General features: G+C 67.8%; 18 protein-coding genes and 1 tRNA gene. 8 read left to right on the forward strand and 11 right to left on the reverse strand.

Annotated features, from left to right (window positions below; genetic code table 11):
* Window positions 1–26: 26 nt before the first annotated feature.
* Window positions 27–989: a Gfo/Idh/MocA family protein gene (locus BMZ25_RS02730; protein WP_092687964.1), complete on the reverse strand. Its 963-nt coding sequence runs from the start codon at window positions 987–989 to the stop codon at window positions 27–29.
* 142 nt (window positions 990–1,131) lie between these two features.
* Here BMZ25_RS02730 and BMZ25_RS02735 point away from each other — a divergent pair, with 142 nt between their 5' ends.
* Window positions 1,132–1,713, forward strand: a complete 582-nt coding sequence (locus BMZ25_RS02735) for a VOC family protein (protein WP_092687967.1) — start codon at window positions 1,132–1,134, stop codon at window positions 1,711–1,713.
* 104 nt (window positions 1,714–1,817) lie between these two features.
* Here BMZ25_RS02735 and rpoH read toward each other — a convergent pair whose 3' ends face one another.
* On the reverse strand, window positions 1,818–2,714 hold the full coding sequence (gene rpoH / locus BMZ25_RS02740; RefSeq protein ID WP_092687970.1) for an RNA polymerase sigma factor RpoH: 897 nt from the start codon (window positions 2,712–2,714) through the stop codon (window positions 1,818–1,820).
* 160 nt (window positions 2,715–2,874) lie between these two features.
* Entirely contained in the window at window positions 2,875–3,903 is a 1,029-nt protein-coding gene (locus BMZ25_RS02745) for an RluA family pseudouridine synthase (protein WP_092687973.1), read from the reverse strand.
* On the opposite strand from BMZ25_RS02745, the gene BMZ25_RS02750 reads away from it, so the two are divergent.
* The gene (locus tag BMZ25_RS02750) at window positions 3,902–4,204 is read left to right on the forward strand and encodes a DUF6476 family protein (RefSeq protein WP_092687976.1); all 303 of its coding nucleotides are present in this window, start codon (window positions 3,902–3,904) and stop codon (window positions 4,202–4,204) included. The genes BMZ25_RS02745 and BMZ25_RS02750 overlap by 2 nt on opposite strands.
* Before the next feature lie 91 nt (window positions 4,205–4,295).
* Window positions 4,296–5,774 carry a capsular polysaccharide export protein, LipB/KpsS family gene (locus tag BMZ25_RS02755; RefSeq protein WP_092687979.1) on the forward strand — a complete coding sequence of 493 codons (1,479 nt, stop codon included), beginning with the start codon at window positions 4,296–4,298 and terminating at the stop codon, window positions 5,772–5,774.
* A gap of 17 nt (window positions 5,775–5,791) precedes the next feature.
* On the opposite strand, the gene BMZ25_RS02760 is transcribed toward BMZ25_RS02755, so the two are convergent.
* Window positions 5,792–5,868 (reverse strand) — tRNA-His (locus BMZ25_RS02760).
* A 43-nt stretch (window positions 5,869–5,911) separates the two neighbouring features.
* Complete coding sequence (locus BMZ25_RS02765; RefSeq protein WP_092687982.1) at window positions 5,912–6,394, reverse strand: GNAT family N-acetyltransferase; 483 nt, start codon at window positions 6,392–6,394, stop codon at window positions 5,912–5,914.
* 100 nt (window positions 6,395–6,494) lie between these two features.
* On the opposite strand from BMZ25_RS02765, the gene BMZ25_RS02770 reads away from it, so the two are divergent.
* Window positions 6,495–6,701 carry a DUF6324 family protein gene (locus BMZ25_RS02770; protein ID WP_092687985.1) on the forward strand — a complete coding sequence of 69 codons (207 nt, stop codon included), beginning with the start codon at window positions 6,495–6,497 and terminating at the stop codon, window positions 6,699–6,701.
* On the opposite strand, the gene BMZ25_RS02775 is transcribed toward BMZ25_RS02770, so the two are convergent.
* Entirely contained in the window at window positions 6,702–7,163 is a 462-nt protein-coding gene (locus tag BMZ25_RS02775; protein WP_092687988.1) for an MmcB family DNA repair protein, read from the reverse strand.
* Between the two features lie 364 nt (window positions 7,164–7,527).
* Here BMZ25_RS02775 and BMZ25_RS21100 point away from each other — a divergent pair, with 364 nt between their 5' ends.
* Entirely contained in the window at window positions 7,528–8,871 is a 1,344-nt protein-coding gene (locus tag BMZ25_RS21100; RefSeq protein ID WP_235859756.1) for an AAA family ATPase, read from the forward strand.
* Window positions 8,868–9,638, forward strand: a complete 771-nt coding sequence (locus BMZ25_RS02785; protein WP_092687991.1) for a COG3904 family protein — start codon at window positions 8,868–8,870, stop codon at window positions 9,636–9,638. Before BMZ25_RS21100 ends, BMZ25_RS02785 begins: the two co-directional genes overlap by 4 nt.
* A 4-nt stretch (window positions 9,639–9,642) precedes the next feature.
* Here the strand turns inward: BMZ25_RS02785 and nusB are convergent, their stop codons facing one another.
* The 5 genes from nusB to BMZ25_RS02810 all read right to left on the reverse strand — a co-directional run bounded on the left by nusB (window position 9,643) and on the right by BMZ25_RS02810 (window position 12,968).
* Window positions 9,643–10,104: a transcription antitermination factor NusB gene (nusB, locus tag BMZ25_RS02790; protein ID WP_092687994.1), complete on the reverse strand. Its 462-nt coding sequence runs from the start codon at window positions 10,102–10,104 to the stop codon at window positions 9,643–9,645.
* Window positions 10,104–10,625 (reverse strand): 6,7-dimethyl-8-ribityllumazine synthase, encoded by a 522-nt coding sequence (locus tag BMZ25_RS02795; protein WP_092687997.1) that lies wholly within the window; start codon window positions 10,623–10,625, stop codon window positions 10,104–10,106. The genes nusB and BMZ25_RS02795 overlap by 1 nt, the downstream gene beginning before the upstream one ends.
* A gap of 3 nt (window positions 10,626–10,628) precedes the next feature.
* Window positions 10,629–11,741, reverse strand: coding sequence for a 3,4-dihydroxy-2-butanone-4-phosphate synthase (gene ribB / locus BMZ25_RS02800; RefSeq protein WP_092688000.1), 1,113 nt, complete (start codon window positions 11,739–11,741; stop codon window positions 10,629–10,631).
* A 67-nt stretch (window positions 11,742–11,808) separates the two neighbouring features.
* Window positions 11,809–12,369, reverse strand: a complete 561-nt coding sequence (locus tag BMZ25_RS02805) for a hypothetical protein (RefSeq protein ID WP_092688003.1) — start codon at window positions 12,367–12,369, stop codon at window positions 11,809–11,811.
* Window positions 12,366–12,968, reverse strand: coding sequence for a riboflavin synthase (locus tag BMZ25_RS02810; protein ID WP_092688006.1), 603 nt, complete (start codon window positions 12,966–12,968; stop codon window positions 12,366–12,368). The genes BMZ25_RS02805 and BMZ25_RS02810 overlap by 4 nt, the downstream gene beginning before the upstream one ends.
* Window positions 12,969–13,145: 177 nt before the next feature.
* Between BMZ25_RS02810 and BMZ25_RS02815 the strand changes: the two genes are divergently transcribed.
* Together BMZ25_RS02815 and BMZ25_RS02820 are read left to right on the forward strand one after the other, a co-directional pair.
* Window positions 13,146–14,444 carry a capsule biosynthesis protein gene (locus BMZ25_RS02815; protein ID WP_092688009.1) on the forward strand — a complete coding sequence of 433 codons (1,299 nt, stop codon included), beginning with the start codon at window positions 13,146–13,148 and terminating at the stop codon, window positions 14,442–14,444.
* A 94-nt stretch (window positions 14,445–14,538) separates the two neighbouring features.
* Window positions 14,539–15,672: a polysaccharide biosynthesis/export family protein gene (locus BMZ25_RS02820; protein ID WP_092688012.1), complete on the forward strand. Its 1,134-nt coding sequence runs from the start codon at window positions 14,539–14,541 to the stop codon at window positions 15,670–15,672.
* Window positions 15,673–15,674 lie beyond the last annotated feature (2 nt).

Raw genomic sequence — 15,674 nt, forward strand, 5'->3', positions numbered from 1 at the left:
CCGGCGGCTCACCAGCCCAGAGGCGTTTAGCCCGCAGCGGCGTAGACCCGATCCATCATGGCCTGCGTTCCCCGGCTGAATTCCAGCGGGCACGGATACTGGATCTCGCCGCGGATGGCGCGGCCGAAATTCTCGACCTGAAGACGATAGTGGTTCACGCCGGGGAACCGCTCGGCGTGGGTTTCCATGCCGCGCTGCGTCATCACCTGCGCCTCGCCGAACACGTTGGCATTGAAAGGCACCGGCACCGTCAGCACGCCGTCGGTGCCGTGGAATGTCACGTGCTGACGCGGCGCCATCCGCATCCCGACATAGGCGTTGTAGGTAAACCCGGGAAAATCGGCCGTCACCAGCGCGAAGGAATCGATGCCGTTGTCCCAGTCGATGCGCGCCGTCAGGTCCGAAGGCTCGGCGCCCGTGGCATAGCGTACCGCGCCGAAGGCATAGACCCCGATATCCCGCAGGGCCCCGCCGCCGGTGCCGGGCTTGTTGCGGATGTTGTCGAGGTCGGGATTGTTGAAGCTGAACGCGACATCGACATGCAGCAACTCGCCGATCGCACCCTCGGTCAAGAGCGTGCGCGCGCGCTGCCATTGCGGGTGATGCACGATCATGAAGCCCTCGGCCGCGAGAAGGCCGCTCGCATCCCGAGCGGCGATCAGGTCGTCGATTTCGTCGGCCTGCATCGCCACAGGCTTTTCACACAGCACGTGCTTGCCCGCCTTCAGCGCCTTCTTCGTCCATTCGACATGCAGGTGGTTCGGCAGCGGCACATAGACCGCGTCGATCTCGGGATCGGCCAGCAGCGCGTCGTAATCCCCGTGCACCCGCAAACCGGGGGCGAGCGCCGAGAACGCCTCCGCCTTCTCGGGCGAGCGCGAGCCGACCGCGGCCAGCACGGCGTTCTCTGCGGAGTGGATCGCGGGCCCCATGTGTTCGCGCGCGAATTTCGCGGCGCCGAGGATGCCCCAGCGGATCGGTTCGGTCATCAGCGTGCTCCCTGCCTTGGATGCCGAGACATTGGCCCCCGGCCCCGCCCCCGTCAATCAACTGGGAAGGCGCATTTTTTCCGATGCCCGCGCCGGCGTCCGCGCTATGGTCCCGCACGGACATGACGGCAGGAGGCAGCGCATGAGAAAGCTGCAGGCACAGGGCGTGCACCACATCACGCTGACGGGCGCGGACCGGCAGACCTCGATCGACTTCTGGGAGGGCGTCTTGGGGATGCCCTTCGTGTTCGATCAGCCGAACCTCGACGATCCCGACGAGGGGCATCTCTACTTCGATCCCGGCGACGGCCGGCTGATCACGATCTTCACAAACGAGAACCGCAAGCCCGTGCACAGCCGCACGCCGATGGATCCGGGATGCGTTCATCACATCGCCTTCAACGTCTCCAAGGCGACGTGGATGCAGGCGGTCGAGCGGCTGGATGCGCGCGGCATCCGTCATTCGGGTCCGAAAGATCGCGGGTTCATGGACTCGATCTATTTCAAGGATCCGCTCGGACTTCTGATCGAGCTTGCCTGCTACAAGTTCGAGCCCCCGCTGGGATGCAGCCATGCCGACGTGATGATCGAGGCGCACCGCCAGCGCGTCGCCGCGGGCGACGATCACATCATGGAAGTGCACCTCGCCGACGCGATCGAACTGCTGGTGCGGCGGCGCCAGCAGACCCTATCGGGCGACCGCGACCCGAAGGACCCGTACTGACCCCTTGGCGCCGGGCGCACGCAACAGGGCCCGGACAGACATCAACGCAAAAGGGCCGCGCGGGGTGATCGCGCGGCCCTCTGGCAATTTCCCAGCGATGACGATCAGGCGGGGGTCAGCATGCCCTTTTCACGGGCCAGTTCGGTCATGCGCTTCTGCAGCTTCTCGAAGGCGCGCACCTCGATCTGGCGAATCCGCTCGCGGCTGACGTCGTACTGGCCCGAGAGTTCCTCAAGCGTCACGGCCTCTTCCTGCAGGCGGCGCTGGACGAGAATGTCCTTCTCGCGGTCGTTGAGAACATCCATCGCCTCGGTCAGAAGGGCGCGGCGGCTTTGCAGTTCGTCCTGCTGCTCGTAGTCGTTCGCCTGGTTTGCACCCTCATCCTCGAGCCAGTCCTGCCACTGGGCCGAATTGTCATCGTCATTCGAGATCGTGGCGTTGAGCGACGCGTCGCCCGCCGACAGACGGCGGTTCATCGAGATGACCTCGTCCTCGGTCACGCCCAGCTCGTTCGCGATCTGGGCCACGTTCTCGGGGCGCAGGTCGCCGTCCTCGAGCGCGCCGATACGGCTCTTGGCCTTGCGCAGGTTGAAGAACAGCTTCTTCTGCGCGCTGGTCGTGCCCAGCTTCACCAGGCTCCACGAACGCAGGATGTATTCCTGGATCGACGCGCGGATCCACCACATCGCATAAGTCGCCAGGCGGAAGCCCTTCTCGGGGTCGAACCGCTTGACCGCCTGCATCAGGCCGACGTTCGCCTCGGAGATCACCTCGGCCTGCGGCAGGCCGTAGCCCCGGTAACCCATGGCGATCTTGGCGGCCAGCCGCAGGTGCGACGTCACCAGTTGATGCGCGGCGTTCGTATCCTCGTGGTCGACCCACCGCTTGGCCAGCATGTATTCCTGTTCCGGCTCGAGCATCGGGAATTTCCGGATTTCCTGCAGGTAGCGGTTTAGCCCCTGCTCCGGGCTCGGCGCGGGAAGGTTCGCGTATGTCGCCATTTCTTGTCCCTCCTGCCGCAGGTGTGGTGCAGCAATTAGCAATCTAGTGAACCGATCGGTTCAGTTCAAGGCGTATAGTCGAGTGTTCATATAAAGAATGACTGCCGCGTGACTCCGGGTCCACGCGATTGCATTGCATTCACAGCGATGTGCGACCTCGCTAGGACGCGTGAGCCCCGCGGAAGGTTTCAAGAAGGGTCGCCATGTCGTCGGGCAAGGGCGCTTCGAACCGCATCGGCCGGCCGTCGGCCGGGTGCGCGAATCCCAGCGTGGCCGCATGAAGCGCCTGGCGCGGAAAGAGCCGCGCGACCTCGGCCACGTCAGCGCCAAGGGCACGCGCCGAAACCTTGCGGCGGCCACCATAGGTCTGATCGCCGATCAGGGCATGCCCGGCATGGGACATGTGCACCCGGATCTGGTGCGTGCGCCCCGTCTCGAGCCGGCAGCGCACCAGCGCGGCGGCCTCGGCGAAGCCCTCGATCACGTCCACCCGTGTCACTGCATGCCGCCCGCCGCCGAACACAACCGCCTGCCGCTGCCGGTCCGTCCGGTGCCGCGCCAGCTGCGAGGTGATGCGGATGACGCCGCCGGGATCGCGGCTGACGCCGCGCGTGTTGATCAGCCGTGCATCGGCCGGGTTCGGCAGGCCGTGGCACAGCGCGAGATAGCTGCGCTCGGCGCTGTGGGCGGCGAACTGGTCCGCCAGCGCGTGATGCGCCCGGTCGGTCTTGGCCACCACCAACAGGCCGGTCGTGTCCTTGTCGATCCGGTGCACGATACCGGGCCGGCGTTCGCCCCCCACCCCCGACAGCGCGCCGCCGAAATGATGCAGCAGGGCGTTGACCAGCGTCCCGCCCGGAGCCCCCGGCGCGGGATGCACGACCATGCCAGCGGCCTTGTTCACTACCACGAGGTCATCGTCCTCGTGCACGATGTCGAGCGGGATCGCCTCTGCCGCGGTCTCGGTCTCTTCCGCCTCGGGGACGGACACAGTCAGCACGTCCCCTGCCGCGACCTTCACCTTGGGATCGTCCAGCACAGCGCCGTCCCGCGACACGGCGCCCGCGGCGATCAGGCGCGCAAGCCGCGAGCGCGACAGGTGGGCCGAGGCTGGCACATCCCGCGCCAGCGCCTTATCAAGGCGGCCGGGCGGCTCGGGCCCGATCACGACTGTCAGGATTTCCACCATGGACGACACTCCGCACAACACCGCCGAAGCAAGGGGCCTGACCTTCCTGCGACGGCTCGTGACGGTGCTGACCGCCACGATGATCGCGGGACTGGTAATCCTGATCGCGCTCTTTGTCACCCGCTTCCCCGACGCCTCCGGCGCGGTGCCCTTGCCCGACAGCATCGCCCTGCCCGACGGCGCGCGCGCCACCGCCTTCACCCGCGGGCCGGACTGGTTCGCCGTCGTGACCGAGGACGAGCGGATCCTGATCCTCGACGCCGAAACCGGCGCGCTGCGCCAGACCGTGACGGTCGAGTAGCGCCCACCTTGAACGCGCGCGCCCCGGTGGCTAGGCAGACCGGCGACACCGCGGCGCCCGGCGGGGGCGCGGCCGCTCGGAAAGGATTCCCATGACACTCCGCCTGTGCGTCGTCTCCACCAACAAGTTCACCAATGCCATCCTGGACGAGATCGAGTCCGCGTCGGGCGGAGAGGTCGAGGTGGCGCTGCACAACGGCCGCAAGGACGACGATTTCCGCGCCAGTGCCCTGTCGAGCATGCGGGCGCGCAAGGGCCGCAAGGGGCACCTCTTCCAGGGCCAGCGCTGGACGGGGGCGGCGGTCTCGCTTTTCCAGCAGCCGGATTTCATCGAACAGATGGAAGAGTTCATCGACCACCTGCACCGGCGCTCGGACATCGGCATGCACGGTCACAAGGCGCATCCCCTGCGCACGATGCAGGACTATGCCGACTTCTACCACATCCTCGCCGACGTGATCGCGCAGGCGATGATCGACCGCGGCGTAACCCACTGCGTGTTCTTCAACATCCCGCACCTGGCCTACGACACGATCTTCTTCCAGGTGGCCAAGGCACTGGGTATCCCGGTCACGATGGTCACGCAGTCGCTGTTTCCCGACCGCTACTTCTCGCTGACCGATGCGAAATCGCTCGGCGCCTTTCCGGCCGACCCCAGCGTCGCACCGATCCGGGTGGAGCCCGCCTTTCCGCCCGACCCATTCTACATGAAGGGCGTCAAGCAGGGCTACGAGGAAGGCGGGACGCTGAACGGCAAGGCGATCCGGCACCTGATCGCCTTTCTCCTGCTCAAGCGACCGCTTCAAGCGTTCAACCCGCGTTACGTCGCCCGGCTGGTGCGGCACATGCGCCAAGTCTACGGCGGCCTGCCGAAATGGCGCGACCCCTTCGCGCGGTTCTTCCACGAGGACGAGTTCGCCTATTTCGACCAGCTGGTCGCCTTCGAAAACCAGGAGGTCGACCTGAGCGGCGACTACGTCTACGTCCCGCTCCAGCTTCAGCCCGAGATGACGACCTCGGCCCTGGGCGGCCGGTTCCGCGATCAGGCGCTGGCGATCGAGCGGCTTGCCGACCTCGTCACCGAGGGTACGCGCATCCTGGTGAAGGAGAACCCCAAGCAACGGCTCTACATGCGCGGGCCGATGTTCTTTCATCGCCTCAACCGGATTCCGAACGTCGAGTTTCTGCCCAGCTGGGTGGACACCAAGGCGCTGATCTCGGGCGCGAAATGTGTCGCGACCATCACCGGCACCGCCGGGTGGGAGGCGATCCGCGTGGGCGTGCCGGCCCTCGTCTTCGGTGCGGCGTGGTATCGGGGCCTCCATGGCGTGACCGAGTACCGTGACGACCTCACTTGGGACGAGGTGGTGGGCCCGACCATCGACCACGCGCAGCTCGAGGCAAGCTTCGGACAGCTCATGGCGCGGAGTCACGAGGGCGTCGTGAACGACCACTACATCCAGATCGTGCCCGACTACGACGACGACGCGAATCGCCGGCGCGTGGCCGAAGAGATGATCGGCCTGATCAAGCGCGAGATCCCGTTCAGCTTTGATCCAGCCGCTTCGTGACTCCACATATTCGGGGGTGGTACCGCCTCCCCGGCTTGAACGGGGGACCTCTGGATCCACAATCCAGCGCTCTAACCAACTGAGCTAAGGCGGCACTGCGGGGCGATTTACAAAGAGCGCCGACGGATTGCAAGCGTTCAGAGCGCGATCTCCCACTCCTGTTCGACAAGATCCCGGCCAAAGCTCCGGACCGGCCGCGCCGCCGTCATGCTGAATCCGCTGGCAGCATAGAGCGCGCAGGCGGCGCGGTGGCTCTCGTGGGTCGAGAGGATCAGGCGGGTATGGGACGTTTCCCGCGCGAACCTCCGGCAGGTCTCAAGCATCCGCCAGCCCAGCCCCTGCCCGCGCGCCTCGGGCTCGAGCAGGAAGAGACGCAGGCGGGCCGTGTCGCGGCGGTCGGTCGCCGTGCAGAACAGCGATCCGAGGCGGACCCCGCCCTGCCACGCGATCCATGCGGCTTCGCGAGCGGGACACCGCGCCTCGATGAAGCGCGCGACGACGCCCCGCACCGCGGCCTCGAACCTGTGGTCGAATCCGCACTCGGCGCGGTACAGTTCCGCATGCCGCGCGATCACCCACGCGGCATCCGGGTCGCTGAAATCGTCGAGGCGCACGCTCATGCGCAGCCATCTTCCAGGCTGCGCCTCGGGCTGCAAGCCGTCTTGCACACTCCCCGGGCAGCGGCTAAATCCAAGCGTCTCATCACCGAGAGGACGCGCCATGAGCATCGACAAGGAAAGCGACATCGAGGCGAATCTGCAGATCGGCCCGACGACGTTGGGGATGGTGCGGATCTATGTCGAGGGATCCGGCCTCGAAGTTCCGCTCGATTTCGATCCCGACGAGGCCGACGAGATCGCCGAAGAGATCCGCGCCGCGGCCGAGCGTGCCCGGCAGATGGGCCGCAAGGGCAAGAAAAAGAAATAGTCAGCCGCCCGAGACGGCCAGCCCCGGATCGCGCGCCGACTGCCAGCGCAGGGCGGCGTGCCGGGCGAACTTCTGCACCATCACCTTGCGCCGCGCCGCCGGAAGCTTGTCCTCCGGCCCCATGCGCACGATCTCGGCGTCATAGCCGTCCGCGACAATCAGGCCGGATTCGTCCGGCAGAAGCTCGGTCGGGAAATGTTCGTCCACGGCCCAGAAGAAGCGGTCGCACCATTCCAGGTAATTGTGCCACTTGCGGTCCGAGGTGAAGTCGACGCGACTCGACTTGCACTCGACGATCCAGATCTCGCCCTTCGGCCCCAGCGCCATCACGTCCACGCGCAGTCCCGGCGAGGGGATCAATTCCTCGACCGTGACGAAGTCGTGGCCCAGCAGGTGACGGCAGACGCCGCGGGCCAGAAGCTGGCCGGGCTTCAACTCGGGCGGCAGATGGTCCTCGGGCATGGGGCAAGTGTGAACAAAAGGGAAACGTAGCGCAAGTGAAGATCGTCGGCGCAAGCCCCTTGTCGCCTCCCCCATATCACCTTACTTCTGCGGTGTGACGGGTTCTGCCCTTCCTGTGTAGGGCCAAATTCCAGTGACCTTACTCTTTACCGAGGGAGCTGGCTCTGTGCGGACCGTGGTTCGTTCACCTGGCGCCCACCTGTCTTTACAGGTCCTCGGGAATTTAGTTAACCCCACGTTAGCGGTGGTCCCGTCACACACTACCCTCTCACCCATCCGTGACCCGGCCCCGACGCCCCACGCCTGACAGGGGGTGCCGCGTGCCCTATCTTTGACCGACGGCAACGCGAGGGACATATCCGACATGACCGACGAGACGCGGCTGAGCCGGGCGGAAGCCCAGGGCGTGCGCCATGCCCGCGAGCTCGAGGGGCACCTGGGATGGCTCGACGGCTTTACCGGAGCGGCGCTCGGGGTGCTGGCCACGGCGTCGGGGATCTATACCTATCTCGGGGTCTCGTCGCTGCTGGACGACGACGGCGCGCTCAGCGTCTTTGCAGCCCTCGCCTATTCGATCGCGGTGTCAGTCGGGATCTTCGTCTTCTGGTCCTACCTGATGCGCCTGCTTCCGGCGATGCGCACCAACACCGCGCGGCTCGGGCTGATGGGCGCGATGGGGCTGGGGTCGCTCGCCATCGTGGCGATGTCGTCCTGGCTGAACGCCGCCGCCCTTGCTGGCGCCGCCGCGGTCGAACAGCACCTCGCGGAGACGGTGCAGGACTACCAGGGCGCGCTGGAGCGGACGCACGGCATCGCGATCTCGGCCCAGGGCCTGCAGCGCGACGTATCCCGCGCGCGGCAGAGCTTCGAGGACCTGTCCGAACAGGAGGCGACGGGCGAGCTGTCCGGCTTCGCCGGCCGCGGCGCGGTGTTCCGCGTGCTGCAGCAGAAGGCCGAAGAGCTGACGGCGCTGGAGGACCAGATCGCCTCGCAGGAGCCCGCGATCGAACGTGCCTTCGCCGAGGGCAACCAGATCCTCAGCCGCATGCGCTCGCTCACGGTGGAACCGGGCCCGGTCGAGGCGCGCTCGGTCGAGTTCTCGGAAGAGGCCGTGCGCCTTGCCGGGATCATCAGCCAGCTGCGCCAGCTGTCGGTCGCGCCGCTGGTGGCCCGCGCCGCGCAGGATCTGTCGGCGTCGGTGGTGCTGCCGGAACTCGACGGCTCGACCGAGACGACCCGCGCGGGACAGCAGGCGACGATCAACTCGGTACTCGAGGTGCTGGGCCAGCGGGCCGAGACGTTGCGCCAGGCGGCCGAGGCGGTGATCTCGATGCCGCCGCCGGACGAGACCGTCTATACCCCGATCTCGACCGCCGACGCGGTGATCCGCTACGCTGGCAACTTCGTGCCCTCGTGGGCCGGGGCGATTTCGATCGACCTGCTGCCGGCTGTGCTGGTGTTCATCCTAATGGTGGTCCAGGCCGCGATCCGGTCGTCGCGCGACCCCGCTCGGATCGAGGACACGATGACGATGGCCGAACTGCGAGCCGCGCTCAGCGCCGCCCGCGATGTCGACGCCTCGCTCGACCGCGAGCGGACGCCGCCGCCGCAGGACACGCAAGAGCCCGACGACACCCGCAACGAACCGGATGATGAAGAGCCCCATCCCCGCCCCGCGCCGACGCCACTCAGGGGCTCCGGACCGTGAGCGCGCGGATCGGGCCCGGCGGCGTCATCAAGACGATCCTCGGGGTGCAGCTGGGCATGGCGGCGATCCTGTTCGCCGCGGATATCGGCGCGGACATGCCGTCGCTGCCCTTCGGGCCCAAGCCGCCGGACATGGACCAGCCGGTGCGCCCCGGCGACCAGACCCGGCGCTACCGGCCCGACCGGCTGCCCGAGGCCCCCGCGAGCCGGCCCTTTCCCGAAACCGGCGAGATGCCGGACCGCCTGCACTTCACCCCGTCCGAGATCGATGGCGAGTCGGTGCTGCGCCTGACCGGACAGATCGCGCCGGGGGATGCGGACCGGTTCGTGGACTATCTTCAGCAGCAGGACGACGGCGTGAACACGCTCTACCTTCATTCGCCCGGCGGCTCGGTGCAGGACGCGCTGGAGATCGGCCGCACGATCCGCGACAGCGGCGCGACGACCGCCATTGCCGCCGGCGACGTGTGCCTGTCGGCCTGCCCCTATGTCCTGTTCGGCGGCACCGACCGCAACGTCGACCCCGAGGGGCATGTTGGCGTGCACCAGCACTATTTCGGCGAGAACACCGTCCTGCCCGCGTTCATGGCGGTCGAGGACGTGCAGCGCGGCCAGGGCCGCGTGATGGCCTATCTCGAGGAGATGGGCATCGGGCTGGGCGTGATGGAGCCGGCGCTGCTGACACCGCCCGACGAGATATACATGCTGCTTCCCGAGGACCTGCGGACCTACGGCATCGTCGCGGCGGACGAGAGGGAAACGGGCTGACCGCTCAGAACGCCTCGGGCTTCGCCTCGCGCGCCATGTGGTCGAGGATCGCGTTGACGAACGCGCCCTCCTTACCCTCGGGAAAGAACGCCTGCGCGATGGACACGAACTCGACGATGACGACCTTGGGGGGCGCGTCCCCCTCGATCAGCTCGGCACCCGCGGCGCGGAACAGGGCGCGCAGCGTCGGGTCGATCCGCGCGATGGGCCATTTCGCGACCAGCGCCCGGTGGGTCATCTGGTCGATCGTCGCCTGCCAGTTCACCGCGTCCTCGGTGATCTTGCGGAACAGGTCGACATCGCCCTCGGCCATCTCGACCCCGTCCTCGTAGACGGCGCCAAATCGGTGATCCTCGAACTCGCGCCGTATGGCCTCGACCGTCTGGCCGGACTTCTCCATCTGGAACAGCGCCTGCACGGCATAGAGCCGCGCGGCCGACCGCATCTGCCGCTTGTCCTTCGCCATTACGCTTTCGTCGTCCCGTCGCCTGCGACCTTGAAGCCGATTCCCTTGGGCGCGCGGCCCATGCTGCGCGACAGCGCGATCAGGTGCAGCGCCGCCTCGGCCGCGCCGCCGCCCTTATCCTGCCCGTCGGGCTGGGCCCGCACCGCGGCCTGGTCATGGTTCTCGACCGTGAGGATGCCGTTACCGATGCAGGCGCTGTCCAGACCCAGCAGCGTGAGCGCCCGGCTGCTGTCGTTGCACACGGTCTCGTAATGGGTGGTCTCGCCCCGGATCACGCAGCCAAGCGCGACGTAGCCGTCGTAATCCGCCTGCCGATGGGCGATGCGGATCGCGGTGGGCACCTCCAGCGCGCCGGGCACCTCGATCGTCTCGTGGGCCGCGCCGACGCTCTCCAGCTTGGCGCGTGCCCCGGTCAGCAGCATGTCCGCGATGTCGCGGTAATAGGGCGCGACCACGATCAGCACCTTCAGCGGCGCGTCGAACTCGGGCATCGGCGGGGTGTAGTGCGAGCTGCCGGCCATCTCTCAGCCCTCCAGCGGAATGGTGCGGGTGCCGACGATCGACAGGCCGTAGGCGTCGAGCCCCACGACCTTGGGCGTCGGCGAATTGGACAGCAGGACCAGGTCGCTCAGTCCCAGCGAGGACAGGATCTGCGCCCCGAGGCCGTATTGCCGCAGCTTCTGTGGCGAGACGTGGTCGTCGCTGTCCATCTTCATGTGGACGTCGCGCAGCAGGACGAGCGCGCCGCGTCCCTCTTCGGCGATGACTTTCATCGCCTGCCCGAACTCGGTCGTGCGCCCCTTCTCGCCAAGGCCAACGATGTCGAGCATCGGGTCGAGCGTGTGCATCCGTACCAGCACCGGGTCGTCGCCGGACAGGTCGCCCTTGATCAGCACGATATGCTCGGCGCCCTGGGTCACGTCGGAATAGATGCGCATCGTCCAGTCGCCGCCGAACTCGCTCGTGATCGTGCTCTCGCTCTTCACGGCGACGAGATTGTCGTGGCGGCGGCGATAGCCGATCAGGTCGCTGATCGTGCCGATCTTGATGCCGTGGTGCTGCGCGAACTTCACCAGGTCGGGCAGCCGGGCCATGCTGCCGTCGTCGTTCATCACCTCGCAGATCACGCCCGACGGGTTCAGCCCTGCCAGCCGCGCGAAATCCACGGCGGCCTCGGTGTGGCCCGCGCGGACCAGCACGCCCCCCTCGCGAGCGCGCAGCGGAAAGATGTGGCCCGGCGTCGCGATGTCGGCGCCGGTTTTCTGGTGGTCGATGGCCACGGCGACGGTATGCGCCCGGTCGTGGGCCGAGATGCCCGTCGTCACGCCCTCGCGCGCCTCGATCGAGACGGTGAAGGCGGTCTCGTGCCGCGACGAGTTGTAGGAGGCCATCAGCGGCAGGCCGAGCGCGTCGATCCGCTCGCCCGTCAGGCTCAGGCAGATCAGCCCGCGCCCGTAGGTCGCCATGAAGTTGATGACCTCCGGCGTCGCCATCTGGGCCGGGATCACAAGGTCGCCCTCGTTCTCGCGGTCCTCGTGGTCCACGAGAATGAACATGCGACCGTTGCGGGCGTCTTCGATGATCTCTTCGACCGACGAGATCACATCGGCATAGTCTTCGGTCGCGTTGTCTTGCATCAGGCCCGGCCCTTTCGTTTCGGGGCGGGATGTAGCGCACGCGCGCGGCGATGGAAAGCGGGTGCGCTCACTCCGGCGCGTCGTTGAAATACCTCTCGGCGGGAACATACCCGGCCAGACCCGCCACCGCGCACCAGCCCCGCTCGACGCCGGTATCGCCGACAAGCACGACGGCGTCGGACGGGATCGCACCGCTGGCCAGCGCCGCGCGCAGACGCGTCCGCGTCTCGGACCAGCTGTCCCACGGTCCCGGCCCGGCAAAGACCGGATCGCCCAAGGGCGATACGACGCTGTCGGGCCGGCGCGGCGGATTCGCCAGAAGCCGCCGTTCGGCCCCCTCGATCGCCCGCAGCTTTTCGGTCCGTCCGGGCGCCGGACGGTCGCGCAAGGCCAATCCCAGGGCATTGGTCGAGAACAGGAAAGCGACGATGTCGCGACCGGTCGTCGCCTGGACGGTGGCATAGGTGTCGTAGTCGAGCCCGAGCTCCCGCGCCCGCCGGACGCGGCGGCGCACGATCTCGATCGGCAGACGCGGCAGCAGCTGCCGGCGGGCGTGGCGCCAGGCGTATCTCTGCCAGCCCCGGCCTGTGCCGAAGGCCGGCCCGCCGTTGTGGCCGAGGACGCTCATCCGTGGTCCTGCAGGCGGGCGACGTAGCGGGCCAGCGTGTCGATCTCGAGGTTCACCCAGTCGCCGACGGCAACCCCGCCCCAGGTCGTCACCTCTTTCGTGTGCGGGATGAAATTGATCCCGAAGGTGGCGCCGTCGACTTCGTTCACCGTCAGCGAGGTGCCGTTCAGCGCGACCGATCCCTTGGGCGCGATGAACCGCGCCAGGCCGTCCGGCGCCCGCAGCATGACCCGCGTGCTGTCGCCCTCGTCCTCGACCGACACGACCTCGGCCACGCCGTCGACATGGCCCGAGACGATGTGCCCGCCCAGCTCGTCGCCGACCTTCAGGCTGCGTTCGAGGTTGATGCGATGCCCCTCGGGCCAGCCATTGCCGCCGACACTGGTCTTCGACACGGTCTCGGCCGAGATCTCCACGTCGAACCACGGCTCGGGCGTCTTGCCGAGCGCGATGACCGTCAGGCAGATGCCGTCGCAGGCGATCGAGGCCCCGATCTCGATCGTGTCCACGTCATGGCCGGTCGCGATCCGCGCCCTCAGGTCGCCGCGCCGCTCGACCTCGAGCACGCGGCCGATATCGGTGATGATCCCCGTGAACATCCTCGGGCCTCCGTCACTTGCGTCCCCAAGCCACCTAGCCCCCCGCCGCGCCCGCCACAAGACACACCGTGCCGCTGTAGCGGCCCGCCCGTGCCATGCTGCGGTCAAGATCTTTGGCAACCTTTCCGTCCTAGGATAGCGACGCGCGGCACGGAACGCGGTCGACGGAACGACGTGATGAGTACCAAGAGTGACGATGACGGGGCCCGGCGGTTCCTGTTCCTGCAGGGACCGCACGGGCCCTTCTTCGACCGGCTGGCCGCGATGCTCCGGGCGGCGGGCGCGCAGACCTGGCGCGTCGGCTTCAATCGCGGAGACGCAGCGTTCTGGTCCGACCGCACGGGTTACATCCCGTTCCTCGGCACCGCGGCGGACTGGCCGGAGGTCGTCGAGGGGCTGCTGAGTCGGCACCGGATCACCGACATCGCGCTTTATGGCGACGCGCGGCAGATCCACCTCGACGCGATACGCATCGGCCGGCGTCTGGGCTGCCGGATCCACGTTTTCGAAGAGGGCTACCTGCGGCCCTACTGGATCACCTACGAACGCGGTGGCGCCAACGGCCACTCTCGCCTGATGCAGATGACGGTGCCCCAGATGCAGGAGGCGCTGGCGGATGCCGAACTTGACCTGCCGGATGCGCCGGCCCGCTGGGGCGACATGCGCCAGCACATCTTCTACGGCGCGCTGTACCATGCCTGGGTGATGCTGGCGAACCGCCGCTACGCCAACTTCCGCCCTCACCGCGACCTGCATGTCCGGCAGGAGTTCCGACTCTACCTCCGCCGGCTGGTGCTGATGCTGTGGCACTGGGCCGACCGCGTGCTTGCCACGCACCGGATCAAGACGGGCGGCTTTCCCTATCACCTCGCGCTGCTGCAACTGGCGCACGACTCGAGCTTTCGGCGCCACTCGCGGTTCGCGTCGATGACCGAGTTCCTCGATCTCGTGATCGACGGTTTCGCCCGCGGCGCCCCGCGGCACCATCACCTCGTCTTCAAGGCGCATCCGCTCGAGGACGGGCGGGTGAACCTGCCCCGCGCGATCGCCGCCGCCGCCCGCCGGCACGGCGTCGGCGACCGGGTTCATCACGTGCGGGGCGGCAAGCTGGCGCATCTGCTGGACCATGCCCGCAGCGCCGTGACGGTGAACTCCACCGCCGCCCAGCAGGTGCTCTGGCGCGGCCTGCCGCTCAAGGTGTTCGGTGACGCCGTCTATGCCAAGCCCGAGTTCGTGTCGGGCCAGCCGCTGCCCGACTTCTTCGCCGAGCCGATGCGGCCCGACAGCCGCGCCTACCGCGACTTCCGTCACTTCCTGCTCAAGACCAGCCAGGTGTCCGGCGGCTTCTATTCCTCTCGCGGGCGGCGGCAATTGCTGCGGCAGGTGGTCGACATGATGCTGGCCGAGGACGATCCCTACGACGCGCTCGAACGCGGGACCGCAGCGCCACGGCAACACCTGCACGTCGTCCGATAGCGCCGCGCGCCCACTGGTCTGGCTAAAGCGTCGGGATTTCCGTACTTTAAACGGAAAAACGCGCAAGGCAGAACAAGGTCGAGGAGACCGGGCAGTGAATTTCAACGCATCGCGTCTCGCGCGCAGCGCCGTGTTCGCGGCGCTCGTCGCCGCCGTCGCAGGCTGTGGCCTGCCCCGATCGGGCCCCAACAAGCGCGAGATCTTCGCCGGCTCGGTTCAACGTCAGGGCGATGCGTTCGTCGTCTCCGTGAACGAACGCGTGACCCGTGCGACCTCGGTGGTGCCCGCGCTCGGCTTCAGTTCCAGTTTTCTGAACGCGGGCGTCGTCGGGTCCGACACGATCCGGCCCGGCGACACGCTGGGCCTGACGATCTACGAGAATGTCGACGACGGGCTGCTGGCGGCAGAGGGCGTCAACGCCACCGTGCTGGAAGAGGTCCAGGTCGACGGCGACGGCTTCATCTTCGTGCCCTATGCCGGCCGCATCCGCGCCGCGGGCAACGCCCCCGAGACGGTGCGGCGGCTGATCACCGAGAAACTCGACGCCCAGACGCCCGACCCGCAGGTGCAGGTTCGCCGCCTGGCGGGCGACGGCGCGACGGTATCGGTGGTGGGCGGCGTGGGCGCGCAGGGCGTCTACGCGATCGAGCGGCCGACCCGCACCCTGTCGGCCATGCTGGCGCGTGCCGGCGGTCTCGCGATCCCGTCCGAAGTGGCGCGGGTCACGGTCGTGCGCGGCGACCATGAGGACGAGGTCTGGTTCGAGGACATCTACCGCGGCCCGCGCGCGGACATCGCGATGCGGGGCGGCGACCGGATCCTCGTCGAGCAGGACACCCGCTCGTTCACCGCGCTCGGAGCCACGGGCACGCAGAACCGGGTCGATTTCGACACCCGATCGATCTCGGCGATCGAGGCGATCGCCCGCGTCGGCGGCCTGAACACCGCCCTGGCCGACCCCACGGGCGTCTTCGTCTTCCGCAACGAGCCCGAGGAGATCGCCGAGCAGGTGCTGGGCCGCACCGACCTGCAGGGCACGCAGCGGATGGTCTATGTGCTGGACCTGACCGAACCGACCGGCATGTTCGAGGCGCGCGATTTCGTCATCCGCGACGGCGACACGGTCTATGTCACGGAGGCGCCCTATACCCACTTCAACAAGGTGCTCGGCGCGCTCACCGGAACGCTCGGCTCCGCCAATTCGCTCGACTCGCTGGCCAACGACTAGGC

The organism is Tranquillimonas rosea (assembly GCF_900111315.1).
In the GTDB taxonomy this organism is placed as follows: Bacteria; Pseudomonadota; Alphaproteobacteria; order Rhodobacterales; family Rhodobacteraceae; genus Tranquillimonas; species Tranquillimonas rosea.